The 22,316-nt window shown below is 60.0% G+C and carries 25 protein-coding genes; 16 read left to right on the plus strand and 9 right to left on the minus strand.

The window, feature by feature from the left end; all coding sequences use genetic code 11:
• The first annotated feature begins 18 nt into the window (after window positions 1-18).
• From AC1RDQ_RS01365 to AC1RDQ_RS01395, 7 genes are all read left to right on the plus strand, one after another.
• Window positions 19-951, plus strand: coding sequence for a DMT family transporter (locus AC1RDQ_RS01365; protein WP_492586005.1), 933 nt, complete (start codon window positions 19-21; stop codon window positions 949-951).
• 276 nt (window positions 952-1,227) lie between these two features.
• Window positions 1,228-4,146 carry a monovalent cation/H+ antiporter subunit A gene (locus tag AC1RDQ_RS01370; protein ID WP_492586007.1) on the plus strand — a complete coding sequence of 973 codons (2,919 nt, stop codon included), beginning with the start codon at window positions 1,228-1,230 and terminating at the stop codon, window positions 4,144-4,146.
• Complete coding sequence (locus tag AC1RDQ_RS01375; RefSeq protein ID WP_007986256.1) at window positions 4,146-4,490, plus strand: Na+/H+ antiporter subunit C; 345 nt, start codon at window positions 4,146-4,148, stop codon at window positions 4,488-4,490. Before AC1RDQ_RS01370 ends, AC1RDQ_RS01375 begins: the two co-directional genes overlap by 1 nt.
• Window positions 4,487-6,172: a monovalent cation/H+ antiporter subunit D gene (locus AC1RDQ_RS01380; RefSeq protein ID WP_492586009.1), complete on the plus strand. Its 1,686-nt coding sequence runs from the start codon at window positions 4,487-4,489 to the stop codon at window positions 6,170-6,172. The genes AC1RDQ_RS01375 and AC1RDQ_RS01380 overlap by 4 nt, the downstream gene beginning before the upstream one ends.
• Window positions 6,169-6,657 (plus strand): Na+/H+ antiporter subunit E, encoded by a 489-nt coding sequence (locus AC1RDQ_RS01385; protein ID WP_154910597.1) that lies wholly within the window; start codon window positions 6,169-6,171, stop codon window positions 6,655-6,657. Before AC1RDQ_RS01380 ends, AC1RDQ_RS01385 begins: the two co-directional genes overlap by 4 nt.
• Window positions 6,654-6,932: a K+/H+ antiporter subunit F gene (locus AC1RDQ_RS01390; protein ID WP_007986253.1), complete on the plus strand. Its 279-nt coding sequence runs from the start codon at window positions 6,654-6,656 to the stop codon at window positions 6,930-6,932. The genes AC1RDQ_RS01385 and AC1RDQ_RS01390 overlap by 4 nt, the downstream gene beginning before the upstream one ends.
• The gene (locus AC1RDQ_RS01395) at window positions 6,929-7,291 is read left to right on the plus strand and encodes a Na+/H+ antiporter subunit G (RefSeq protein ID WP_090456437.1); all 363 of its coding nucleotides are present in this window, start codon (window positions 6,929-6,931) and stop codon (window positions 7,289-7,291) included. Before AC1RDQ_RS01390 ends, AC1RDQ_RS01395 begins: the two co-directional genes overlap by 4 nt.
• 121 nt (window positions 7,292-7,412) lie before the next feature.
• On the opposite strand, the gene AC1RDQ_RS01400 is transcribed toward AC1RDQ_RS01395, so the two are convergent.
• The 4 genes from AC1RDQ_RS01400 to AC1RDQ_RS01415 form a co-directional block, all read right to left on the minus strand.
• On the minus strand, window positions 7,413-7,850 hold the full coding sequence (locus tag AC1RDQ_RS01400) for a DUF3995 domain-containing protein (protein ID WP_090456439.1): 438 nt from the start codon (window positions 7,848-7,850) through the stop codon (window positions 7,413-7,415).
• Window positions 7,851-7,968: 118 nt separating this feature from the next.
• Complete coding sequence (locus AC1RDQ_RS01405; protein WP_090456440.1) at window positions 7,969-8,982, minus strand: ABC transporter substrate-binding protein; 1,014 nt, start codon at window positions 8,980-8,982, stop codon at window positions 7,969-7,971.
• 118 nt (window positions 8,983-9,100) lie between these two features.
• Entirely contained in the window at window positions 9,101-9,304 is a 204-nt protein-coding gene (locus tag AC1RDQ_RS01410; protein WP_349736971.1) for a hypothetical protein, read from the minus strand.
• Window positions 9,304-9,753 carry a hypothetical protein gene (locus AC1RDQ_RS01415; protein WP_172435400.1) on the minus strand — a complete coding sequence of 150 codons (450 nt, stop codon included), beginning with the start codon at window positions 9,751-9,753 and terminating at the stop codon, window positions 9,304-9,306. The genes AC1RDQ_RS01410 and AC1RDQ_RS01415 overlap by 1 nt, the downstream gene beginning before the upstream one ends.
• Before the next feature lie 433 nt (window positions 9,754-10,186).
• Here AC1RDQ_RS01415 and AC1RDQ_RS01420 point away from each other — a divergent pair, with 433 nt between their 5' ends.
• The 3 genes from AC1RDQ_RS01420 to AC1RDQ_RS01430 all read left to right on the plus strand — a co-directional run bounded on the left by AC1RDQ_RS01420 (window position 10,187) and on the right by AC1RDQ_RS01430 (window position 11,192).
• Window positions 10,187-10,435 carry a hypothetical protein gene (locus AC1RDQ_RS01420; RefSeq protein WP_090456444.1) on the plus strand — a complete coding sequence of 83 codons (249 nt, stop codon included), beginning with the start codon at window positions 10,187-10,189 and terminating at the stop codon, window positions 10,433-10,435.
• Window positions 10,436-10,595: 160 nt separating this feature from the next.
• Window positions 10,596-10,826, plus strand: coding sequence for a hypothetical protein (locus AC1RDQ_RS01425; protein ID WP_007973761.1), 231 nt, complete (start codon window positions 10,596-10,598; stop codon window positions 10,824-10,826).
• Between the two features lie 129 nt (window positions 10,827-10,955).
• Complete coding sequence (locus AC1RDQ_RS01430; RefSeq protein ID WP_007973758.1) at window positions 10,956-11,192, plus strand: DUF2789 domain-containing protein; 237 nt, start codon at window positions 10,956-10,958, stop codon at window positions 11,190-11,192.
• Window positions 11,193-11,197: 5 nt separating this feature from the next.
• Here AC1RDQ_RS01430 and AC1RDQ_RS01435 read toward each other — a convergent pair whose 3' ends face one another.
• The 3 genes from AC1RDQ_RS01435 to AC1RDQ_RS01445 all read right to left on the minus strand — a co-directional run bounded on the left by AC1RDQ_RS01435 (window position 11,198) and on the right by AC1RDQ_RS01445 (window position 13,776).
• Complete coding sequence (locus AC1RDQ_RS01435) at window positions 11,198-11,401, minus strand: hypothetical protein (protein ID WP_150815150.1); 204 nt, start codon at window positions 11,399-11,401, stop codon at window positions 11,198-11,200.
• Window positions 11,402-11,528: 127 nt separating this feature from the next.
• The gene (locus tag AC1RDQ_RS01440) at window positions 11,529-13,136 is read right to left on the minus strand and encodes a methyl-accepting chemotaxis protein (RefSeq protein WP_492586011.1); all 1,608 of its coding nucleotides are present in this window, start codon (window positions 13,134-13,136) and stop codon (window positions 11,529-11,531) included.
• Between the two features lie 235 nt (window positions 13,137-13,371).
• On the minus strand, window positions 13,372-13,776 hold the full coding sequence (locus AC1RDQ_RS01445) for a TraR/DksA family transcriptional regulator (protein ID WP_007935965.1): 405 nt from the start codon (window positions 13,774-13,776) through the stop codon (window positions 13,372-13,374).
• A 370-nt stretch (window positions 13,777-14,146) separates the two neighbouring features.
• On the opposite strand from AC1RDQ_RS01445, the gene AC1RDQ_RS01450 reads away from it, so the two are divergent.
• The 6 genes from AC1RDQ_RS01450 (at window position 14,147) to AC1RDQ_RS01475 (ending at window position 20,583) form a co-directional block, all read left to right on the plus strand.
• Window positions 14,147-14,752, plus strand: a complete 606-nt coding sequence (locus tag AC1RDQ_RS01450; protein ID WP_492586013.1) for a glutathione S-transferase — start codon at window positions 14,147-14,149, stop codon at window positions 14,750-14,752.
• A 256-nt stretch (window positions 14,753-15,008) separates the two neighbouring features.
• Window positions 15,009-15,692, plus strand: coding sequence for a response regulator transcription factor (locus AC1RDQ_RS01455; protein WP_090456447.1), 684 nt, complete (start codon window positions 15,009-15,011; stop codon window positions 15,690-15,692).
• Window positions 15,670-17,073: a sensor histidine kinase gene (locus AC1RDQ_RS01460; protein ID WP_492586015.1), complete on the plus strand. Its 1,404-nt coding sequence runs from the start codon at window positions 15,670-15,672 to the stop codon at window positions 17,071-17,073. The genes AC1RDQ_RS01455 and AC1RDQ_RS01460 overlap by 23 nt, the downstream gene beginning before the upstream one ends.
• A 534-nt stretch (window positions 17,074-17,607) precedes the next feature.
• Window positions 17,608-17,970: a DUF6124 family protein gene (locus tag AC1RDQ_RS01465; protein WP_492586017.1), complete on the plus strand. Its 363-nt coding sequence runs from the start codon at window positions 17,608-17,610 to the stop codon at window positions 17,968-17,970.
• A gap of 296 nt (window positions 17,971-18,266) precedes the next feature.
• Window positions 18,267-19,382, plus strand: a complete 1,116-nt coding sequence (locus AC1RDQ_RS01470; RefSeq protein ID WP_492586019.1) for an RHS repeat-associated core domain-containing protein — start codon at window positions 18,267-18,269, stop codon at window positions 19,380-19,382.
• A 280-nt stretch (window positions 19,383-19,662) separates the two neighbouring features.
• Entirely contained in the window at window positions 19,663-20,583 is a 921-nt protein-coding gene (locus AC1RDQ_RS01475) for a LysR substrate-binding domain-containing protein (protein WP_154862318.1), read from the plus strand.
• Here AC1RDQ_RS01475 and AC1RDQ_RS01480 read toward each other — a convergent pair.
• Both AC1RDQ_RS01480 and AC1RDQ_RS01485 read right to left on the minus strand, forming a co-directional pair.
• Entirely contained in the window at window positions 20,504-21,100 is a 597-nt protein-coding gene (locus tag AC1RDQ_RS01480; protein WP_154910987.1) for a DinB family protein, read from the minus strand. The two genes, AC1RDQ_RS01475 and AC1RDQ_RS01480, sit on opposite strands and share 80 nt — an antisense overlap.
• A 72-nt stretch (window positions 21,101-21,172) precedes the next feature.
• Window positions 21,173-22,282 (minus strand): NAD(P)/FAD-dependent oxidoreductase, encoded by a 1,110-nt coding sequence (locus AC1RDQ_RS01485; RefSeq protein ID WP_492586021.1) that lies wholly within the window; start codon window positions 22,280-22,282, stop codon window positions 21,173-21,175.
• Between the last annotated feature and the right edge of the window lie 34 nt (window positions 22,283-22,316).

Raw genomic sequence — 22,316 nt, forward strand, 5'->3', positions numbered from 1 at the left:
CCAGTAGCGTGCAAGGTCATGACGTCGGTGAATTCCCCAAAGGCTTCCTCCCGTTTTACAAGGTTCAGCAAGGCCGAATGCGTGCTGGTACTGATCACGATGGTCTGGGGCGGTACCTTCCTGCTGGTACAGCATGCGATGACCGTCAGCGGCCCGATGTTTTTCGTCGGCCTGCGCTTTGCCGCCGCCGCGAGCATCGTCGCCCTGTTTTCCTGGCGTCACCTGCGCGACCTGACCCTGTTCGAACTCAAGGCCGGGTCGTTTATCGGCGTGGCGATCATGCTCGGCTACGGCTTGCAGACGGTCGGGTTGCAGAGCATTCCCAGCAGCCAATCGGCATTCATTACCGCGCTGTACGTCCCGTTTGTGCCGTTGCTGCAATGGCTGGTGCTGGGGCGGCGCCCGGGTTTGATGCCGAGCATCGGCATCATGCTGGCCTTTACCGGGTTGATGCTGCTGTCCGGGCCGTCAGGTGCGTCGTTCAATTTCAGCCCCGGTGAAATCGCCACCTTGATCAGCGCCGTGGCCATTGCGGCCGAGATCATCCTGATCAGCACCTATGCCGGCCAGGTCGATGTGCGCCGGGTGACGGTGGTGCAACTGGCGGTCACTTCGGTGCTGTCGTTCCTGATGGTGGTGCCGACCAACGAGACGATTCCGGACTTCTCCTGGTTGCTGTTGTGCAGCGCGCTGGGGCTCGGGGCGGCGAGCGCGGCGATTCAGGTGGCCATGAACTGGGCGCAGAAAAGCGTGTCACCGACCCGCGCCACGCTGATCTATGCCGGTGAGCCGGTATGGGCCGGGATTGTCGGGCGCATTGCCGGGGAGCGCTTGCCGGCGATTGCCCTGGTCGGGGCCGGGTTGATTGTGGTGGCGGTGATTGTCAGTGAGTTGAAGACCAAGGCTAAGGCTGCGCCGGCTGAGGAAGAGCTGGAGCGGGAAACACAGTGATAAGTCGCAAACTTTGCATTGCCAGATAGGCCGCCATCGCGAGCAAGCTAGCTCCCACAGTGTCTTGGGTTGAACACAAGATTGTGTGTACACCTTCATACCCTGTGGGAGCGAGCTTGCTCGCGAGAGGCCGGAACTGGCTCCCCGACCTCTCTCTGAAACAATGTGAATCAGGGCGTTTCCGTCTACCGTGTAGGATTCTGCGACAGCTTGGCGTTTGGTGATCCGGGAGCTGGCACGTATGATGCTTCACAAACTTCCGCAGATTAGAAGCCTATGTCCCTGATAGTTCTACTGCTTCTGCCTTTCATAGGCAGCTGTTTGGCGGCCGTGTTGCCGCACAATGCCCGTAACGCCGAATCCCTGCTGGCTGGCCTGATCGCCCTGATCGGCACCGTTCAGGTCGCCTTCCTGTACCCGCAGATCGCCGATGGCGGCGTCATTCGCCAAGAGTTTTCATGGCTGCCCAGCCTGGGCCTGAACTTCGTCCTGCGCATGGACGGTTTCGCCTGGCTGTTCTCCATGCTGGTGCTGGGCATCGGCACCCTGGTTTCGCTGTACGCGCGCTACTACATGTCGCCGAACGATCCGGTGCCGCGATTCTTCGCGTTTTTCCTGGCCTTCATGGGCGCCATGCTCGGGCTGGTGATCTCCGGCAACCTGATCCAGATCGTGTTTTTCTGGGAGCTGACCAGCCTCTTCTCGTTCCTGTTGATTGGCTACTGGCACCATCGCGCCGATGCCCGGCGCGGCGCCTACATGGCGCTGATGGTGACCGGTGCGGGCGGTTTGTGCCTGCTGGCGGGGGTCATGCTGCTCGGCCATGTGGTTGGCAGCTATGACCTGGACAAGGTCCTGGCCGCCGGCGATCTGATTCGCGCCCATGCCCTCTACCCGATTCTATTACCCCTGATCCTGATCGGCGCCTTGAGCAAAAGCGCACAGTTCCCCTTCCATTTCTGGCTGCCCCACGCCATGGCCGCGCCGACGCCCGTATCGGCGTACCTGCACTCGGCGACCATGGTCAAGGCCGGGGTTTTCCTGCTCGCACGGCTATGGCCCTCGCTTTCGGGCAGTGAAGAATGGTTCTACATCGTCAGCGGCGCCGGCGCCTGCACCCTGTTGCTCGGGGCGTATTGCGCGATGTTCCAGAACGACCTCAAGGGATTGCTGGCCTACTCGACCATCAGCCACCTGGGCCTGATCACCCTGTTGCTTGGCTTGAACAGCCCGCTGGCCGCCGTCGCCGCGGTGTTCCACATCCTCAACCATGCGACGTTCAAGGCCTCGTTGTTCATGGCCGCCGGCATCATCGACCACGAAAGCGGTACCCGCGATATCCGCAAACTCAGCGGCCTGTACAAGCTGATGCCGTTTACCGCCACCCTGGCCATGGTCGCCAGCGCCTCGATGGCCGGCGTGCCGTTGCTCAATGGCTTCCTGTCCAAGGAAATGTTCTTCGCCGAAACCGTCTTCATCAATGCCACGCGCTGGATCGAACTGAGCTTGCCGATCGTGGCAACCATTGCCGGTACCTTCAGCGTGGCTTACTCCCTGCGCTTCACCGTGGATGTGTTTTTCGGCCCGCCCGCGACCGACCTGCCACACACACCCCACGAGCCACCACGCTGGATGCGCGCGCCGGTCGAGTTGCTGGTGTTCACCTGCCTGCTGGTGGGAATTTTCCCGGCCCAGATAGTCGGCCCGCTGCTCGCGGCGGCGGCGCAACCGGTGGTCGGCGGCACGCTGCCCGAGTACAGCCTGGCCATCTGGCACGGCCTGAACGCACCGATGATCATGAGCCTGATCGCCTTGTCCTGCGGCACCGTGCTCTATCTGCTGCTGCGCAATCAATTCAAGCGCGGAAACTTCAACCGTCCGCCCGTCATCGGTCGCCTGGACGGCAAGCGCCTGTTCGAATACGGACTGGTCGCCATCATGCGCTTGGCCCGTCGCCTGGAGCCCCGGATTGGTACCCGGCGCCTGCAGATGCAGTTGTTCCTGGTAGTGCTTGCTGCCGTGCTGGCCGGGTTGATTCCCATGCTGCACAGCAGCCTTCACTGGGGTGACCGGCCGAAAATCCCGGGGTCGATCGTCTTCGTCACCTTGTGGTTGCTGGCCATCGCCTGCGCCCTTGGCGCGGCCTATCAGGCCAAGTATCACCGTCTCGCGGCCCTGACCATGGTCAGCGTCTGCGGCCTGATGACCTGCGTCACCTTCGTCTGGTTTTCCGCGCCGGACCTGGCCCTGACCCAACTGGCGGTCGAAGTGGTGACCACGGTGCTGATCCTGCTGGGCCTGCGCTGGCTGCCACGACGGATCGAGGAGGTCTCGCCGTTGCCGGGCAGCCTGCGCCGGGCGCGGGTGCGGCGTATCCGCGACTTGCTGCTGTCGACCTCGGTCGGTGTCGGCATGGCGTTGCTGGCCTACGCCATGCTGACGCGCCAGACCCCCAACGATATTTCCTCGTTCTATCTCAGTCGCGCCTTGCCCGAAGGCGGCGGCAGCAACGTGGTCAACGTGATGCTGGTGGACTTCCGTGGTTTCGACACCCTCGGTGAAATCACCGTGCTGGTGGCCGTGGCGCTGACCGTGTACGCCCTGCTGCGTCGCTTCCGTCCGCCGAAAGAAAGCCTGCAACTGCCGGCCCAGCAACGCCTGCTCGCGCCGGATGTGGTGACCGACCTGGTCAACCCGCGTCACGCCAGCGACACCGCGCTCGGTTTCATGATGGTGCCGGCGGTGCTGGTGCGCCTGCTGTTGCCGGTGGCGCTGGTGGTCTCGTTCTACCTGTTCATGCGCGGGCACAATCAACCGGGCGGCGGTTTTGTCGCCGGGCTGGTGATGTCGGTGGCGTTCATCCTGCAATACATGGTCGCCGGCACGCAGTGGGTCGAGGCGCAAATGAGCCTGCGGCCACTGCGCTGGATGGGCACGGGACTGATGATTGCCACGACCACGGGCCTGGGCGCGATGGTCGTCGGCTATCCGTTCCTGACCACCCACACCTGGCATTTCTCGTTGCCGCTGCTGGGTGACATTCACCTGGCCAGCGCGCTGTTCTTCGACATCGGTGTGTACGGCGTGGTGGTCGGCTCGACCCTGTTGATCCTCACCGCCCTCGCCCACCAATCGGTGCGCGGCCACAAAACCGCCGCCCAGCCCAGATCCGTTGCCGCCAAAGGAGCCGTCTGATGGAAGAAGTCATCGCAATCGCCATCGGCGTACTGGCCGCGTCCGGCGTCTGGCTGATCCTGCGCCCACGGACGTTCCAGGTGGTCATGGGCCTGTGCCTGCTGTCCTACGGGGTCAATCTGTTCATCTTCAGCATGGGCAGCCTGTTCATCGGCAAGGAACCGATCATCAAGGACGGCGTGCCGCAGGACCTGTTGCACTACACCGACCCGCTGCCGCAGGCACTGGTGTTGACGGCGATCGTCATCAGCTTTGCCATGACCGCGCTGTTCCTGGTGGTGCTGTTGGCTTCCCGGGGCCTGACCGGCACCGACCATGTGGATGGCCGGGAGCCCAAAGAATGATGGCGATGACTCACCTGATCGTCGCACCCATTCTGCTGCCGCTGCTGACCGCCGCGATCATGCTGATGCTCGGCGAGAAGCACCGGCCGCTCAAGGCCAGGATCAATCTGTTCTCCAGCCTGCTCGGGCTGGGCATTGCCGTGGCGTTGTTGCAATGGACACAGACCACCGGCGTGCCCGGCTCCATCGGTGTGTACCTGCCGAGCAACTGGCAAGTGCCGTTCGGCCTAGTGTTGGTGGTCGACCGCCTGTCGGCGCTGATGCTGGTGCTGACCGGCATCATCGGCGTCAGTGCCCTGCTGTTCGCCATGGCCCGCTGGGACAGTGCCGGTTCGAGTTTTCACGCGCTGTTCCAGATCCAGTTGATGGGCCTTTACGGCGCATTCCTCACCGCGGACCTGTTCAACCTGTTCGTGTTCTTCGAGGTGCTGCTGGCCGCGTCCTACGGCTTGATGCTCCACGGTTCGGGCCGGGCGCGGGTGTCGTCGGGGCTGCATTACGTCTCGATCAACCTGCTGGCCTCGTCGCTGTTCCTGATTGGCGCGGCGCTGATCTATGGGGTCACCGGCACGCTGAACATGGCCGACCTGGCGGTGAAAATCCCGCTGGTGTCCGAAGCTGATCGCGGTTTGCTGCACGCTGGCGCGGGGATCCTGGCCATCGCGTTCCTGGCCAAGGCCGGCATGTGGCCGCTGAACTTCTGGCTGGTGCCGGCCTACTCCTCGGCCAGCGCGCCGGTGGCGGCGATGTTCGCGATCATGACCAAGGTCGGCGTGTACACCTTGTTGCGTCTGTGGACGCTGCTGTTCTCCGCCCAGGCCGGGGCATCGGCGTTCTTTGGCGGCGACTGGCTGATCTACGGCGGGATGGCGACCATCGTCTGCGCTGCCATTGCGATCCTCGCCGCGCAACGCCTGGAGCGCATGGTCAGCCTGAGCATCCTGGTGTCGGCGGGCATTCTGTTGTCGACCATCGGTTTCGCCCAGCCGAACCTGGTCGGCGCTGCGCTGTTCTATCTGTTCAGCTCGACCCTGGCGTTGAGCGCCCTGTTCCTGCTGGCCGAGCTGATCGAGCGCTCGCGCTCGGCCAACGAAGTCCTGCTCGAAGATGAAGCCGAACTGCTGCCGCGGCCACTGGAATCCCTGTATCCGCCCAAAGGCACCAACCTCGACGACGACCAGAAAGCCGTGGTCGGCCAGGTGATTCCCTGGACCATGGCGTTTCTCGGTCTGAGCTTCATCGCCTGCGCCTTGCTGATCATCGGCATGCCGCCGCTCTCTGGCTTTATCGGCAAACTCGGGTTGATCGGCGCCCTGCTCAATCCGCTAGGCCTGGGCAACAGCGGCGACACACCGGTTTCCAACGCCGCGTGGGGCCTGTTGGTGTTGTTGATCGTGTCTGGGCTGGCATCGCTGATCGCGTTCTCGCGCCTGGGCATCCAGCGTTTCTGGACGCCTGCGGAACGACCATCGCCCCTGTTGCGACGCCTTGAATGCATACCGATCTTCGCCCTGCTGGGCCTGAGCATTGCGCTGACCTTCAAGGCCGATCCGCTGCTGCGCTACACCCAGGCCGCCGCCGATGCCCTGTACAACCCGCAGCAATACGTGATGGCGGTGCTCGACACACGCGTCGTACCGAACCCGTCGGCCGTAGCGGCCCCGCAGGAGATGCAGCCATGAAGCGCCTGTTTCCGGCACCGCTGCTATCGCTGGCCCTGTGGCTGCTGTGGCTGTTGCTGAACCTGTCGATCAGCCCCGGCAACCTGCTGCTGGGTGCCGCGCTGGGATTCTGTGCGCCATTGATGATGCGCAGGCTGCGTCCGCTGCCGGTGCGCATCCGTCGTCCCTGGGTAATCCTGCGTTTGATCCTGGTGGTCGGGCGCGATGTGCTGGTGTCCAACCTCGCCGTGGCCTGGAGCGTGCTCAATGCCGGTCGCCGCCCGCCTCGCTCGCAATTCATCAAGGTACCGCTGGACTTGCGTGACGCCAACGGCCTGGCCGCGCTGTCGATGATCACCACGGTGGTGCCCGGTACGGTCTGGTCGGAGCTGGCGCTGGACCGCAGCATTCTGCTGTTGCACGTCTTCGACCTGGACGATGAGGCGCTGTTCATCCAGCACTTCAAGGCGACCTACGAACGTCCGCTGATGGAGATCTTCGAATGAGCCCCTTGCTGTCGAACGCGATCCTGCTGAGCCTGTTCTTCTTTTCCCTGGCGATGATCCTGACCCTGATCCGCCTGTTCAAGGGGCCGTCGGCCCAGGATCGGGTTCTGGCGCTGGACTACCTGTACATCGTCGCGATGCTGATGATGCTGGCGCTGGGTATACGTTATGCCAGTGACACCTACTTCGAGGCGGCGCTGCTGATCGCCCTGTTCGGTTTCGTCGGCTCGTTCGCCCTGGCGAAATTCCTGCTGCGTGGCGAGGTGATCGAATGAATACGCCATTGTCGTTGTGGGTGGAGATCCCGGTGGCGATCCTGCTGGTGCTCGGCAGTCTGTTTGCCTTGATCGGCGCCACGGGCCTGCTGCGCATGAAGGACTACTTCCAGCGCATGCACCCACCGGCCCTGGCCTCGACGCTCGGGACCTGGTGCGTGGCGCTGGCTTCGATCATCTATTTTTCGGCGCTCAAGTCCGCGCCGGTATTGCACGCCTGGCTGATTCCGATCCTGCTGGCGATTACCGTGCCGGTGACCACCTTGCTGTTGGCCCGGGCGGCGCTGTTTCGCAAACGCATGGCCGGGGATGATGTGCCGGCTGAGGTGAGCAGCCGGCGGACGGAGAGCGGTAGTTAGAGCAAAGATTTGTGTTGCCTCATCGCGAGCAAGCTCGCTCCCACAGGGTTCAGCGCAATCCCTGTGGGAGCGAGCTTGCTCGCGATGAGGCCAGTATTTTCACTACAGAAACGTCGCTTGATCAGACCCAGGCCACCGCCAACAACCCCGCCCCCAGCACCACACACAAAGGCGAGTAAACCCAGGTGTCGAGCCGGGCAAATTTCGAACCTTTGACCTCTTTGAAAAAGCCCACCAGATCCGAATCGCCAATGGCCCGGGCAAACAGCAAAATCGCAATCGCACTGAGCACCCACTGCAACGACCAGTGATGCAAGGGTGGCAGGCACCAACCCACCCGCAAGCACACCAACACGGCAATCAACAGCAACAGCCCGGCCACCACCAGCGTGATCCAGCCTCGCGGTTTAAACGCCGGTCGCAGTTGCGCGCTGCCCGCCTGCGGTACTTGCGGGACCGCCGCCACCGCCGCCCACTCGCCACCCAACGCCCAATACACATGCACCAGACTGATCGCGGCGAAGATCGTCACCAGCGATTGAGCCAACACCAGGGTCATGGTTCAGAGATCCTTGAAAGGGAAATGAACTGAACATTGTAGGAGCTACCGCAGGCTGCGATGTTTAGATTTTGCATTTCCATGACAAAGATCAAAAGATCCCGACCTGCGGCAGCGCCTACAGGGCGGCGGAGACTTTATCTGCCACGTCCTTGGGCAGCCAGGCCCGCCAGACGTCCGGATGGGCCTTCATGAACGCCTCTGCCGCCTGGCGCGGCGGTGTATGTTTCTCGCTCATTTCGGCCAGTGCCTTGTTCAGCGGGTCGATCGGAAAGTCGACCTTGGCAAAGAACTCGGCAATCTGCGGATATTGCTTCTGGAAGGGGGTGGACACACCGATCGACAGCTTGGAGGCCAGGGAGCGGGTCGGCTTGGGATTGGGGTTGTCGGCGTCGGTCAGGGTCTTCCAGGCTTCGGCGTCGAACGGTGGCTCTTCGAGTTGAATCAGCTTGAAGCGGCCGAGCAACGGCGTGGGCGACCAGTAGTAAAACAGCACCGGCTTGCCACGATGAATGGACGAACTGATCTCCGCATCCAGTGCCGCGCCCGAACCGCTGCGGAAATTCACGTAGCTGTCGTCCAGCCCATACGCCTTGAGCTTCTGCTTGTTGACCACTTCCGAGGTCCAGCCGATAGGGCTGTTGAGGAAACGCCCCTTGGTCGGGGCTTCCGGATCCTTGAACACGTCTTTGTAACGCGGCAGGTCGCTGACACTGCGCAGGTCCGGCGCCAGCGGCTTGATGCCCTTGGCCGGGTCGCCCTTGATCACATATTCCGGCACCCACCAGCCTTCGGTAGCCCCCTTGACCGTATCGCCGAGACTGACGACCTTGCCTTCGGCTTCCGCCTTGACCCACACCGGGCTGCGACCGGCCCACTCTTCGCCAATGACCTGGATGTCATTGTTGGCCAGCGCGGTTTCCAGGGTGATGGTGGTGCCCGGCAACGTATCGGTCGGCAGCCCGTAGCCCTTCTCGACAATGATGCGCAGGACATCGGTAATCAGGCTGCCGCTTTCCCAGTTCAGGTCGGCAAAGTGGATCGGCGCCTGGGCGGCAGACACCGGGGCGGGCGTCGCCAGTAAACCGAAAGTGGCCAGGACCGCAGCCAGCAACCGTCGAAATCCGTTCATGCTTTTGCACCTCGTGCTGTTCGCAGCAATAGCAGGATGGCCTGGCAGCAGACCGCGAAGCCTCTGAATACTCAGTTCATTGACTGTAGTAGAGGTTCCTGCTTTCGAGGTGCATGGGTCAGTTTTCGCAGGTTTCCTGCAAACGCATCAGCTCTCGTCTGACCATGCTGGCGTAGGGTGCCGGTTGCAGTTGGTAAAGCTGTGACGCCACCCAATTCAGCCAGGCTCCCTGCAGAATGGTCTTCTGCCCGAACAGCCGCCGTGCTTCGTCTTGAGCACTGGCCAGGTTCTGTTCGTGGAAATCGGCGCGGGTCAGGATCATCACTCGCTGGCCTTGAAGGTCACCAGCTCGCCCTTGCGCCACTTGGCCGCTTTGGCGGTCACGGCCTTGAGGGTCTTGGTCAGGCCTTCCTGCAACTGTTGATGGGCAGCGAACACCATCACCACGCTGTGGCCTTCCTTGAACACGATCCCCTGACCGTCGGCCGTGGTCACGAAGGCGTAATCGCCTATTCCGTAGACCGTCAGCTTGATGTCGCGGAACCTGATGTCCAGCTTGCCGCCCTCGCGGCTGGGCAGCACGGACGCGCTGAAATGATCGCCGACCTTGAGCTTGAGTCCGGGCTTGTCGTCCACAACCAGGGCTGACTCGGTGTCGATTTCGGCAATGTAAATGCCTTCTGCGTTCTGTTCGGTGATGTAAACGAAACGTGATTGAAACTGCTTGACCAGCTTTGCGCGCAAATCACCCAGCACGAACAAAGCATGCATATCGAGATTACTTACTGCCAAGGAAACATCCCCACATCTGAATAATGGTGCCGTGCGCGAAAAATGAACGCACAGCCAAAAAAGCGGCAATGCCGAAGGTGTAGCCAAAGAACCCGGGTTGAGGTCCTGAACGAGCAGTGCACTCATTCATCACGAAGCTTGAGAAGACTACTGGAACGTCACTCACGTCGTCCTGACTGGCGTTCGTCACAGGTTGAAGGAAAACACCCTTCCTGCTGCCAGAAAATTATGGACTATCAACTTCGGGGAAAAATCTCATCAAGAAAAAAACTTTTCCTACATATCGTCCGCAAAAAATTGCTTTAGATAAACGTCATTCACCCACCAGTGAGGGTGATTCTAGAGCAGCGATGCTCTTGGAGACTAGCCAAAACGACGTACATACGTCGGTAAACAATGAAAAGGACTTCATATGTGCACGCTGACCCACTTTGCCTATCCCTTGGTGCCTGACTCGAAAACAGCACCAACCCCGCACCCGACACGGTTCTGCCTCCATGAACCAGCTCCCGATGCCTCGACCCGCCCGCGATTTCAAGTGGTAATGGCGGGCATTGCCTTCTTTCACATCAAGGATATTTCTACAGGCTGCGTAAGAGGTTTCCGAGCCAATCATAACGAAGCCTGTGCCCTCGCCCGGTTTCTTGAATCACACGGTTGACTAGCCCACCGCACTCGCTTCCATCGACGTTTCGTCTGCCCGTCGACTTATCTCAGCCGTCGACGGGCAACTACTGCCATACTGCCCGCCCAATAAAACGGATCCGCAGAAAATCGGGTGCGTTGACAACAACAATGTATTTCCAAGGGAAGTCGGCAACGTGACGGAATTTGATATCGGCGAGTTTTTTATCCGGGGTGAAGCCAGAGAAGTCGAGGGTGAGTTCCAGGCCGTGATTGTCATGCGGGCCAAACCACCGCTCAAGACCGTGACGTATCACCAGGTCGAAAAGGATCGCTGGTTCAAAACCCCGGATGTCGCCGCCATCGCGGCCCAGGAATCGGCCAGGGAACTCAAGGCCGCGGTCGATGCGGGCGCATTGAAAGCCTGATGGTCGGGTTGGCGGTCTATGCTCATTGTTGCACTTGAACATTGCGATCGAACTCCACCGGTGCGGCGCCCTCGAATCCAGGGTGCGCCTCGTCCCTCGACCCGACCGATGACCTGCAAGGAGATGAAGATGGAATCACCGACACATGACTTGAAAGGCCTGTTCGACCAACTCGGCCTGGACTCCAGCCAGAAAGCGATCGACGACTTCATTGCCGGCCATTCCCTGCCTGACGACAAGAAACTCATCGACGCCGAGTTCTGGTCACCGCAACAGGCCGGCTTCCTCAAGGAACAACTGCGCGAAGACGCTGACTGGGCGCGGGTGGTCGACGACCTGAACCTGCGTATGCACCAGACCCACTGACATCTTCAATGCAGGCTGCCAGGACTTTCGGCGCTCAATTGCGCCAGCCAGGCAGCCTTGCACTCCTCCGCTTCGTCGCGACTGGAGAACGCCGTGCCCCGGCGCTCGCCATTGAGCAACACTACCCAGCAAACCTTGCGTCCCATGGAACGAAGACTGGCAGGTACTCCGCTGCCGATCATGACCGCGACATCAACTTTGCCTTGCATGCTGCCCCCGAACTTCATTAGCAACCTAATTAGTAGGTATGTTAATTAGTTTTTCAGCGAGGAAACAGCAAAACCCTGCACAGGTTAATTGCAGAACTTGCAACAATCACCCGGCAGTACGGCGTTTCTAGCGCGGTTTTTCCGGCTTGTAACCCAGGCGCAAACCACCCCAATGCCGGCCCTTGAGCATGATCGGCACCGAAAGATCGTGCATCAACTCTCCGGTATCACGGGTATAGGTTTGCAGCAGCACGGCCTTCTGATGGCTGCCGCAGCGAATCCCGGTGCGGTCAGCGAATTTGCGTTTGGTCCGGTTCTGCAAGGCATCGACCTGCGCGTCCCCCGTCAGCGGCTGGCTGAACACCTTGTTATGGGTCGGCACATAACCCTGTTGGGTGCAGGCGATGGCGAACACCAATCCTTCGTGACGCGGTAACAACGGTTCTTGAATCGCTGGCAAAACCTGATCGGTGTAACGGTCGAAACGCGTCTGGTACTTGGCCGGGCTGGTATTGGGGATGATCTGGTAATTACGATCGAACAGATCGTCGAGACTGATTCGACCGGCATCGATATCCGCTTCGAAACACGTTGCAATCTGGCTCGCGGCGTCTCGGGCCAGGTCATAGATCCGCTGGTGATAGTCATCCAGCCCCACTTCGGCAAGACGCTCACTGATGGTTTCGGCTTGCCCTTCCATTTGCACCGCCGCATGGGCCAGGCGCTGAGTCTGCTGGTCGCTGACCACCAGATCGCTGCGCATCTGTTCGATGGCGTGAAACAGGCTGTCGAGTTGTTCGCGGTTGGTGTCTGCCCCTTGGGCGATCTTCCCGACCTGGGACTCGACACTGGCCGCGAGACGGGCAATGTTCTCCAGATGTTGCCCCGTCCGCTCTACCTGCTCCACACCGGAGTCAAGGTCGCTGGACAGTTGGCGGATCTGCTCCACCACCTGCGCCGTGCGATGCTGGATGTCGGCCACCATCTCGCCCACCTCCCCCGTGGCGGTCGCCGTGCGTGCGGCGAGCCCGCGAACCTCGTCGGCCACCACTGCAAACCCGCGACCGTGCTCCCCTGCCCGCGCCGCTTCTATCGCAGCGTTCAATGCCAGCAGATTGGTCTGGCTGGCGATGGATTGAATCACCAGGGTCACTCGCTGGATATCGTCGCTGCGCAGGCTCAAGGCTTCGATCAGTTCACGGCTGTTGCTGGCGCGCTGGCTGAGCTGATGCATGCGCGAAATGGACTCGATCAACTCCGTACGCCCGACCACTCCGCTTTGATGAGCCTCGCTGGCGGCACTGAGCGCCTGGCGACTGAGGGTCGAGGTGGCCTGTTCGGTGGTGATCATGACCTCGGCATTGCTGACGATCTGTGCCGCCGACGTGAGCTGCGATTGCAGTTTGTCCGCCAGTTGCCGAACCGAAAACGCCACACCGGCGGCCGACAGTGCGTTATGGCTGGTGGTGCAGGAAAGATCGCGAGTCAACGCGCCGATGGCATCGGGGTTGTCGGGGCAAGCCGCCTGTGGGGTCGCGCGCGAACGCAAACGAGGCAGCCAGATAATCAATATGGCCAGGGGCAGGCCAAGGTAGAGCGACCCGTCGCCCAGTGTCATGCCACTTAACAACAGCATCAGGGCGATGCTTTGCAGCGTTGGCGTCAGCCAGCGGTTTTTCGGCAACAGCACGGGTGCGGGCACTGCCGCAACCAGAGACCCGTCTTGCGTCATCATCGTCACCCCGTAAAGCTTCTAATTGTTGTCTTCGCATTAAACGCCACCATAAAGCCATTATCCATGAGCCTTTAGTCGCGAACGTTGCAGCAGATCAATAGAAGAACTGGGAAATCGAAGACGGCAGAAAACAAAGATCGCAGCCTGCAACAGCGCCCTACTTCAATTGCGTAGGAGCTGCCGCAGGCTGCGATCTTTTCAAGGCAGCCCGGATTAACGGGGCTGCCCCACAGAATCAGGCCTGACGCTGGTGCTTGTCGATTTGCTCGTGACGTTCCTGAGCTTCGATGCAGTACTTGGTGGTCGGGCTGATCAGCAGGCGCTTGAGGCCAATCGGCTCGCCGCTGTCGTCGCACCAGCCGAAGCTGTCTTCCTTGATGCGTTCCAGCGCTTGTTCCAACTGAGGCAGCATGCGCTGATCGCGATCGATCGCATTCACCAGCCAGGTGCGCTCTTCTTCGACCGAAGCCGCGTCTGCCGGATCGGCCGGGGTGTCCAGGCTTTCGATGGCGATGCGGTTCTGTTCGATGCGCTCATGGGTTTCGACTTTCATGTTCTGCAACAGCTCGGAGAAAAAAGCATGTTGCTCGGCATTCATGTAGTCATCCGCCGGCATGGCCAGCAACTTGTCCTTTGTCATTGATATCTCTATAAAAAAACGTGCATTAAGGCGAATAAGGGAGCGTTCCGGCAGGCCTGGGCAGGCCATCGGAAAGGCGCCGTTTGTTCCAAGCGCCACCCGGCACTCAATTTACGAGGGGCGGCAGTCTAAGGCCGACTTGAGGCCTCAGCAACTGAAAAGACAGCGAATTTGTCCGACAAAGCCCTGAAAATGCTCTACGGCAGGCTTTGAGGCGGTAATCGGAGTGCGTTTATAGCAAGAAATTCAATCGAGCGGCTGTATATAGATGACAAACGGCCTGGACCGGGCATTTTTCACTGTCATTTGCAGGGCTGCGAACCTCAGCTAAGGTTGTCCCTCCCGAAATGGCCATATAAAGGAAAGGACCATGAAGCTGATCGGTATGCTGGATTCGCCCTACGTACGGCGCGCCGCCATTTCTGCCAAATGCCTGGGAATCACGCTGGAACATCAATCGGTCTCGGTGTTCCGCCACTTCGAACAATTCCAGCAGATCAACCCGGTGGTCAAGGCGCCCACCCTGGTGCTGGATGACGGTGAGGTGTTGATGGACTCGACACTCATCATCGACTACCTGGAAACCCTGACCCAAAAAAGCCTGATGCCCGCCGAACCGGGTCAACGCCTGCGCGCGCTGCGCCTGATCGGCCTGGCGTTGGCCGCCAGCGAAAAGTCCGTGCAGCTTTACTACGAGCGCAACCTGCGGCCGGCAGAGATTCAATTCGAACCCTGGGTGCAGCGGGTCGAAGGACAGCTGACGGCGGCCTATTCAGCGCTGGAGCGGGAGCTGGAAAAGCAGCCGCTGAAGACTGACGGTCCGATTGAGCAGGACGGCATCACGCTGGCGGTGGCCTGGAGCTTCACCAATCTGGTGGTGCCGGACCAGGTGAGTGCGGCGCAGTTTCCGCGGATCGCAGCGTTCACGAAGTATGCCGAGGGACTAGAGGTGTTTGTCAGTACGCCGATTGACTGACGGATTCATTTCGCCTGATCTGCCGCTATCGCGAGCAGGCTCGCTCCCACAGTAATTTTCTTCGTACGCGGGCTTTGTGTTCGACATCAATCCGTTGTGGGAGCGAGCTTGCTCGCGATGGCGTCGTGTCAGTCGACACATGAATTGCCTGTCAGCCCGCTATCGCGAACTAGATGAAAGTTAATTTATTAAGTCGCGGGCAATTCTTGGCAAAATGCTCGCAACTTCGTATTGAACTGCTTATCAGGCCAGCCCTATGACCCGCATCTTGACCATCGAAGACGACGCCGTGACCGCCCGGGAGATTGTCGCCGAACTGAGTAGCCACGGCCTCGACGTCGACTGGGTCGACAATGGCCGCGAAGGGCTGGAGCGTGCGGTCAGCGGCAACTACGACCTGATCACCCTCGACCGCATGTTGCCCGAGCTCGATGGCCTGGCGATCGTCACCACGCTGCGGACCATGGGCGTGGCCACGCCGATCCTGATGATCAGCGCGCTGTCCGACGTCGATGAGCGCGTGCGCGGCCTGCGCGCCGGCGGCGACGACTACCTGACCAAACCCTTCGCCACCGATGAAATGGCCGCCCGGGTTGAAGTCCTGCTGCGCCGGCAGAACACCGTGACCGCCCAGGCCACCACTTTGCGGGTGGCGGATCTGGAACTGAACCTGATCAGCCACGAAGCCAGTCGCGACGGTCAGCTGCTGACGCTGTTGCCCACCGAGTACAAACTGCTGGAATTCCTGATGCGCAACACCGGGCAAATCCTCTCGCGGATGATGATTTTCGAAGAGGTCTGGGGTTACCACTTCGATCCCGGCACCAACCTGATCGACGTACACATCGGCCGTCTGCGCAAGAAGATCGACCCGCCTGGCAATGCCCCACTGATTCGGACCGTGCGAGGCTCGGGTTATGTCATTGCCGAACCCGTCTAAAGGCTGGCGCTCTTCCAGCAGCCGTCTGCTGGCGCTCTACAGCTCGCTGTTCGTGATCTGGAGCGGGATTCTCATGGGGGTCATGTACTACGAGGTTTCCGCTTACCTGGACAACCTGGCCAAGCATTCGCTGATGCAACGCCAGCACCTGTTTTCACGCTTCTCCGGCGAGCAACTGGTGGACGCCCTCGCCGTCAGCATGACCTTCGACATCCGCGGCATCGACGCCTACGGCCTGTTCGATGCCCGGCACCATTACCTCAGCGGCGCCCTGCGCTACATTCCGAACGGCTTGCCACTCGATGGCAAGATCCACATGCTGCGCGATTGCGATGCCTCCGACGACAGCGACGAGCAGACGCTGCCCGCCGACAGTTGTGACGCCGTGGCGACCCGCACCCTCGACGGCCGCTGGCTGGTGCTGGTGCGCGACAACGGTTCGTTGTTTGCCGTGACCCGGATCATCCTTCACGCCTTGTTCTGGGGTGTGACCCTGACCATCGTGCCGGGCATCGTCGGCTGGTATTTGCTGCGCCGCCGCCCGTTGCGGCGCATTCGCGGGATTCAGGCCAGTGCCGAGGCCATCGTCGCCGGCGACCTGAGCCGACGCTTGCCACTGTCCAATCGGCGTGACGAACTGGACATGCTCGCCGCCATCGTCAACGCCATGCTCGAACGCATCGAGCGCTTGATGAACGAGGTCAAGGGCGTGTGCGACAACATCGCCCATGACCTGCGCACGCCCCTGACCCGTCTGCGCGCGCAGCTTTACCGCATGCAGCAACAAGCCGGCGAAGGCTCGCCGCAGGCCATGCAACTGGACCTGGTGCTGGCCGAGGCCGATACGCTGATGGCACGTTTCCGAGGCTTGCTGCGGATCTCCGAGCTGGAAGATCGCCAGCGTCGCTCCGGTTTCGTCCAGGTGGACCCGGTGGCGTTGCTGCAAGAACTGCATGAGTTCTACCTGCCCCTGGCGGAAGACGACGACCTGGTGTTCCAACTTCATCTGCCCGCGTCATTGCCACCCCTTAATGGCGACCGCGCGCTGATGTTCGAAGCGGTGGCGAACCTGCTCAGCAACTCGATCAAATTCACCCCGCCCGGCGGCGCAGTGATCCTGCGCGGGATCAATGATGGCGGGCACACGCGAATCGAAGTACTCGACTCCGGCCCGGGCATTCCCGAAGCGGAACGTGAAGCGGTGTTCCAGCGCTTCTATCGCGCCGAGGCGGGCAATCACAAAAGCGGCTTCGGGCTGGGGCTATCCATCGTCGCGGCGATTGTCAGTCTGCATGGGTTTACCCTGGAAGTGGGCAGCAGCGAACTGGGTGGCGCGCGGCTGGTGCTTGATTGTCGGGAGAGTCTGATTCCCCCGGCCTGATAAAAATCTGCCTGAACTGACACAAAACCTGTGGGAGCGAGCTTGCTCGCGATGGCGATCCGTCAGGCAATGATGATTCGCCTGACACTACGCTATCGCGAGCAAGCTCGCTCCCACAGTTGATTGATGTCGTACGCAGCATTTTTGCTCACTGGAATCCAGTGTGGGAGCGAGCCTGCTCGCGATGGCGGTGCCTGTTTAAAGCACATGTTTAACGGCTGTCAGCGTAACTTGATGAAAGCTACAACGCCTTGCGCCATTGCCTACGGTTACGCCAGAATCCGCCGGCTTACGCGCCTTGAGTCCGGGCATTATCGTTAGCCGGTCGCTGAAAAACAGCGATCGGGTTTGGTAGCCCGGAGTACTGCGCGTAGCGCCACTTCAAGCAGTTGCTGCTTTTATGGTTGTCATGCGCAGGGCCTCTTCGGGGGCGCCGGTTCCAGTACTCCGGTCTACCAACCTGTGCATGGCCACCGCCCTTCGTTTGGTAGCGAAAGTGATGGCTCCAATTTTTACAGTACTGGAGTTCTATCGATGATCAAACCAACACCCAACCCCCCGGTAACAGATCCCGCCTCCCCCTACGAAAGCCCCGACTCAAAGCAATTCCACGAAGCCGCAGAACGCGCCCTCAATCACTACCTCAACCCCGCCGCCAACATCATGGCCACGCCCCACAAACCGTCCACGATGTTCACCATCAACCCCGACATCGACACCGAAACCCTGCTGGCCCACGCCTGCGAATCACTGGCCTCAGCCAATGTGATGACCAACGATCTGGCGGGTTTTCTTGAGGGCTCGCACCGCAACACGCTGCTGGGTATTGCACAGGTCATCATGCTGGGTGAATTGGCGGTGAACCGGGCGCTGGATCGACTTGATCCGCCTGAGTAAAGCTCCGTACGTGTGGGAGCGAGCTTGCTCGCGATGGCGGCAGCACATCCAACATTTAAGTGACTGACACACCGCTATCGCGAGCAAGCTCGCTCCCACAGGTTGCGCGCACTTCCTGACTGTCCTGGTCATCTCTCGGGCCAAACTTGCGACTGCTGCCCAGCGGGATTGAAGCAGGCTACCGTCAACAAATCCCTACGCACCACAAAGCCTACCTATCAGTTCTGATAGTTCCAACCGGTTGCATAACCGCCAATACTGAACGCCTGCACTTCGGCCCCTCGGAGCACCCACCCATGCTATCGCCACACAAAACCGTACTCTGCCAGTATCGCTACGATGCCCTCGACCGGTTGATCGAAAGTAGTCCACAGCAAACACCACAACTTCAACGCTTCTACTGTAAAAGCCGCCTTGCGACCGAAATACAGGGCACGATACAGCATTCCATCATTCAGCACGGCGACTTGCTGCTTGCACAGCAACAGCGCGAAGGTAATGAACGCAATGCCCACTTGCTGGCTACTGACCAACAGCGTTCAGTTATACACACACTCGATGCGAACCTTCACTCAAAACCCATCACCTATTCGCCCTACGGCCATCGCCACCCTGAAAATGGCTGGCTTAGTCTTTTGGGGTTCAATGGTGAACGACCCGACCCGGTGACCGGGCATTATTTATTGGGGAACGGGTATCGGGCTTTTAATCCGGTGTTGATGCGATTTAATAGTCCGGACAGTTGGAGTCCTTTTGGGAAAGGTGGGTTTAATGCATATGCGTATTGTGGGGGAAACCCGATAAATCGAAGCGACCCTACCGGCCATTTCACGCCAACAAAAATCTTATTTTCGACAGCCCGCGCCATAATTACTCAATTAACAGACAACTCTCAACTCATATATAAATTAAAACCGGGAATCTCGACAACACAAGCAATTAAAGCCATCAATGACATGGATGAATTATTGTTTGCCCGTTCGCATGTGGCCTACCAAAACATGGAATACCTAAAAGAACTGAAAGCCCTTAGAAACAACAGACTAAATCTACAAAAAATCACAACTGAACATCTTCAATCAAAATCATACCCCATAGACAAACTCCCCCTTCCGCCCGGCTTAAAATCTTCCCTAAAGAACATCGACGCCACAAGCGAACGACACAAATTACTTGAGTACATAGATATAAACAAGTACGGAGCAACCATCGACCAGCCCGGCCCCATCCACTGGAAAAACCTACTTGAAGCTCGCAAAGGAAACTTCAGCCCATCAATACCGCGCTCCAAACTACCAACTCCTGAATCCGCAAATGCATACTGGCATGAAATTCATAATATAAGAAACCCTCGCCATGACGAATTAACAGCTCGCATACAGTCCATTAGAGAAGCGCACTTTTTAAACTAACCCTTGCAGCCACCTGAATGACAAATGCACCACTCACCAATTGGTTGATTTATTAACGCGCCACGCTGGACGGGCCATTTTTCCGGAATTGGGACAACGACGGGTTCGATGCTCTGCAGAAACTGGAGATACAACGCTGTACCTGTAGGAGCGAGCTTGCTCGCGATGGCGGCAGCACATCCAACATTTAAGTGACTGACACACCGCTATCGCGAGCAGGCTCGCTCCTACAGGGTTTGGTGCTTTACTGAAAAGACCCAGCCCCCAGCGAGCCATCACCATGAACCGCAACGACCTGCGCCGTGTGGACATGAACCTGCTGGTGATTTTCGAAACCCTGATGTTCGAGAAGAACCTGACCCGGGCCGGGGAAAAGCTGTTCCTCGGCCAGCCTGCCGTCAGCGCATCGCTGGCAAAATTGCGCGATCTGTTCGACGATCCGTTGCTGGTGCGCAATGGACGCACCCTGGAGCCGACCCTGCGGGCATTGCAGATTCTCAAGGAATTGCAGCCAGCGATGGACACCATTTCCGGGGCGGTCAGCCGGGCCAAGGATTTCGAGCCCTCCACCAGCCGCGATGTGTTTCGTATCGGACTGTCCGACGACGCCGAATTCGGACTGTTTCCGCCACTGCTCAAGCAGATTCGTGAAGAAGCGCAGAACGTGGTCGTGGTGGTGCGCCGAGTGAATTTCCTGCTGATGCCGTCGATGCTGGCCAGCGGCGAGATTTCCGTCGGCATCAGCTACACCACGGAATTGCCGGCCAATGCCAAGCGCAAGAAATTGCGCGACTTGAGCGTGAAGATCCTGCGTGGCGATGACCGCCCCGGCCCGTTGACCCTGGACGAGTTCTGCGAACGCCCTCACGCGCTGGTGTCGTTTTCCGGGGATCTGAGCGGTGCCATCGACAATGACCTGGCGCGGATCGGCCGTTCGCGCCGGGTGGTGCTGGCGGTGCCACAGTTCGCGGGGTTGCGGGCCTTGCTGGCGGGCACCGACATGCTCGCCACCGTGCCGGATTACGCGGCCAATGCATTGATCGAAGGCAGCAGTCAGTTACGGGCGGACGATGCACCGTTTGATATCAACCTGTCCGAACTGTCGATGGTCTGGAACGGGGTCAACGATAACGATCCGGCAGAACGCTGGTTGCGCTCGAAAATTGCACAGCACATGGCGGCGCCACTATCGGGGCATTGATCGACTGCAGGACCACCGGCTCGGACTCGCGCAGGTACACCGGCATGTCGGTCACCGGTGGCATGGCCGGAATCTCGAAGTACATCTGCACCACCCAGCCACGGTGATAGCTGGCGTGGTTGACCACGTGCATCAGCATCGCGCCGGCACTCATGGTGCCGCTTTCGCCTGAGACAAAGGTGAATTCCAGGGGCTTGTCCAGGGAGGCATCGGTTTGCCGGGCACTCCAATCGCAGTACCAGCGATCGATGTTTTTTTGCGCCATGCGCAGTTCGGACAGATCGGCATGCAGCAGGTCGTGTGAAGTCTTGAAGCCATGCCCCCGGCCTTCGAGGTGCGCCTGCCAGATGCAATCGACCACGTACACGTGATTGAGGGTGCCAATCATGTTTTTGAACACCGACACCCGTTCTTTTTTGACTTCGCCCGGAGGGAGCGCCGCGAGGCTGTCAAAGAGGCGCTGATTGGCCCAGCGCTTGTAATCGGCCAGCAGGCAGGCAGTGCGTACGGTGATCATCAGAGTTCTCCGATGGCAGTAAGCGCATCCCCTAGCATAGACCCGATGGCCACAAAGCAGCGCCAGCCCTGATCATCGGTCGTCCAGGTGTTTCACCACCAACTCGGCGATCGCCAGGCAACTGGTCAGCCCCGGTGACTCGATGCCGAACAGATTCACCAGCCCCGGCACGCCATGTTCGGCGCGAGCGCTGATGAGAAAGTCGGCGCTCGGCTCTGTCGGCCCGCTGATTTTCGGGCGAATGCCGCTGTAGGCCGGTTGCAGGCTGTTGTCCGGCAACCCCGGCCAATAACGGCGGATCGCCTGATAAAACCCCTCGGCCCGATTGGGCTCGACGCGGTAATCAATGTGCTCGACCCATTCAACATCCGGCCCGAAGCGCGCCTGCCCGCCCAGGTCCAGGGTCATGTGCACACCCAGTCCGGCGCTCTGCGGGGCCGGATACACCAGGTGGCGAAACGGCGCCCGGCCGCTGAAACTGAAATAACTGCCCTTGCACAAATGCGCCCGGGGAATGAATGCCCCAGGCAGTCCGACGATGCTGCTCGCCACCTCGGGAGCGGACAGCCCCGCGCAGTTGATCAGTTCGCGGCAGCACAGCGTCATGGGTTGACTGCCGCCCATGTGCAGCTCGAAACCCTGTTCGATGCAACGGGCAGACAGCAGCGGCGTGTGCAAGGCCAGCGTGGCGCCGAACCTCTGGGCATCGCCCTGGAGCGCCAGCATCAGCCCGTGGGAGTCGACAATGCCGGTAGACGGCGACCACAGCGACGCGACGCAGGACAACGCCGGTTCAAGCTCCCGGGCCTGCGGGCCATCCAGCCATTGCAGGTCATCGACACCATTGGCACGCCCCTGCTGCAACAGGCGCTGCAAAGCCGCGTGCTGCTGCTCGTCGGTGGCCACTATCAGCTTGCCCACGCGCCGGTAATCGACACCGTGCTCATCGCAATAGGCGTAGAGACGCTGCTTACCCTCCACGCACAGCCGCGCCTTGAGGCTGCCGTCCGGATAATAGATGCCGGCGTGAATCACTTCTGAATTACGCGAACTGATGCCCGTGCCGATCCCCTCACTCGCCTCGACCACCAGCACTTCCCGCCCGTTCCTGGCCAGGGCTCTGGCCACCGCCAGGCCGACCACGCCGGCCCCGATCACCACGCTTTGAATATCGACGTTCAACGACCTTGCCTCCCTCTCACCCCGTTCCTCGCTA

The sequence above is a fragment of the Pseudomonas sp. GW823-FHT02E01 genome (genome assembly GCF_058797535.1).

What these genes read in the sequence shown, in the direction of transcription:
- AC1RDQ_RS01470 (WP_492586019.1), top strand. Translation starts at nt 18,267, where the DNA reads ATGCTATCGCCACACAAAACCGTACTCTGCCAGTATCGCTACGATGCC.
- AC1RDQ_RS01435 (WP_150815150.1), bottom strand. Translation starts at nt 11,401, where the DNA reads ATGCAAGGCAAAGTTGATGTCGCGGTCATGATCGGCAGCGGAGTACCT.
- AC1RDQ_RS01420 (WP_090456444.1), top strand. Translation starts at nt 10,187, where the DNA reads ATGTGCACGCTGACCCACTTTGCCTATCCCTTGGTGCCTGACTCGAAA.
- AC1RDQ_RS01450 (WP_492586013.1), top strand. Translation starts at nt 14,147, where the DNA reads ATGAAGCTGATCGGTATGCTGGATTCGCCCTACGTACGGCGCGCCGCC.
- AC1RDQ_RS01385 (WP_154910597.1), top strand. Translation starts at nt 6,169, where the DNA reads ATGAAGCGCCTGTTTCCGGCACCGCTGCTATCGCTGGCCCTGTGGCTG.
- AC1RDQ_RS01415 (WP_172435400.1), bottom strand. Translation starts at nt 9,753, where the DNA reads ATGCATGCTTTGTTCGTGCTGGGTGATTTGCGCGCAAAGCTGGTCAAG.
- AC1RDQ_RS01380 (WP_492586009.1), top strand. Translation starts at nt 4,487, where the DNA reads ATGATGGCGATGACTCACCTGATCGTCGCACCCATTCTGCTGCCGCTG.
- AC1RDQ_RS01465 (WP_492586017.1), top strand. Translation starts at nt 17,608, where the DNA reads ATGATCAAACCAACACCCAACCCCCCGGTAACAGATCCCGCCTCCCCC.
- AC1RDQ_RS01445 (WP_007935965.1), bottom strand. Translation starts at nt 13,776, where the DNA reads ATGACAAAGGACAAGTTGCTGGCCATGCCGGCGGATGACTACATGAAT.
- AC1RDQ_RS01390 (WP_007986253.1), top strand. Translation starts at nt 6,654, where the DNA reads ATGAGCCCCTTGCTGTCGAACGCGATCCTGCTGAGCCTGTTCTTCTTT.
- AC1RDQ_RS01475 (WP_154862318.1), top strand. Translation starts at nt 19,663, where the DNA reads ATGAACCGCAACGACCTGCGCCGTGTGGACATGAACCTGCTGGTGATT.
- AC1RDQ_RS01405 (WP_090456440.1), bottom strand. Translation starts at nt 8,982, where the DNA reads ATGAACGGATTTCGACGGTTGCTGGCTGCGGTCCTGGCCACTTTCGGT.
- AC1RDQ_RS01370 (WP_492586007.1), top strand. Translation starts at nt 1,228, where the DNA reads ATGTCCCTGATAGTTCTACTGCTTCTGCCTTTCATAGGCAGCTGTTTG.
- AC1RDQ_RS01455 (WP_090456447.1), top strand. Translation starts at nt 15,009, where the DNA reads ATGACCCGCATCTTGACCATCGAAGACGACGCCGTGACCGCCCGGGAG.
- AC1RDQ_RS01430 (WP_007973758.1), top strand. Translation starts at nt 10,956, where the DNA reads ATGGAATCACCGACACATGACTTGAAAGGCCTGTTCGACCAACTCGGC.
- AC1RDQ_RS01395 (WP_090456437.1), top strand. Translation starts at nt 6,929, where the DNA reads ATGAATACGCCATTGTCGTTGTGGGTGGAGATCCCGGTGGCGATCCTG.
- AC1RDQ_RS01410 (WP_349736971.1), bottom strand. Translation starts at nt 9,304, where the DNA reads ATGATCCTGACCCGCGCCGATTTCCACGAACAGAACCTGGCCAGTGCT.
- AC1RDQ_RS01460 (WP_492586015.1), top strand. Translation starts at nt 15,670, where the DNA reads ATGTCATTGCCGAACCCGTCTAAAGGCTGGCGCTCTTCCAGCAGCCGT.
- AC1RDQ_RS01440 (WP_492586011.1), bottom strand. Translation starts at nt 13,136, where the DNA reads ATGATGACGCAAGACGGGTCTCTGGTTGCGGCAGTGCCCGCACCCGTG.
- AC1RDQ_RS01365 (WP_492586005.1), top strand. Translation starts at nt 19, where the DNA reads ATGACGTCGGTGAATTCCCCAAAGGCTTCCTCCCGTTTTACAAGGTTC.
- AC1RDQ_RS01400 (WP_090456439.1), bottom strand. Translation starts at nt 7,850, where the DNA reads ATGACCCTGGTGTTGGCTCAATCGCTGGTGACGATCTTCGCCGCGATC.
- AC1RDQ_RS01480 (WP_154910987.1), bottom strand. Translation starts at nt 21,100, where the DNA reads ATGATCACCGTACGCACTGCCTGCCTGCTGGCCGATTACAAGCGCTGG.
- AC1RDQ_RS01375 (WP_007986256.1), top strand. Translation starts at nt 4,146, where the DNA reads ATGGAAGAAGTCATCGCAATCGCCATCGGCGTACTGGCCGCGTCCGGC.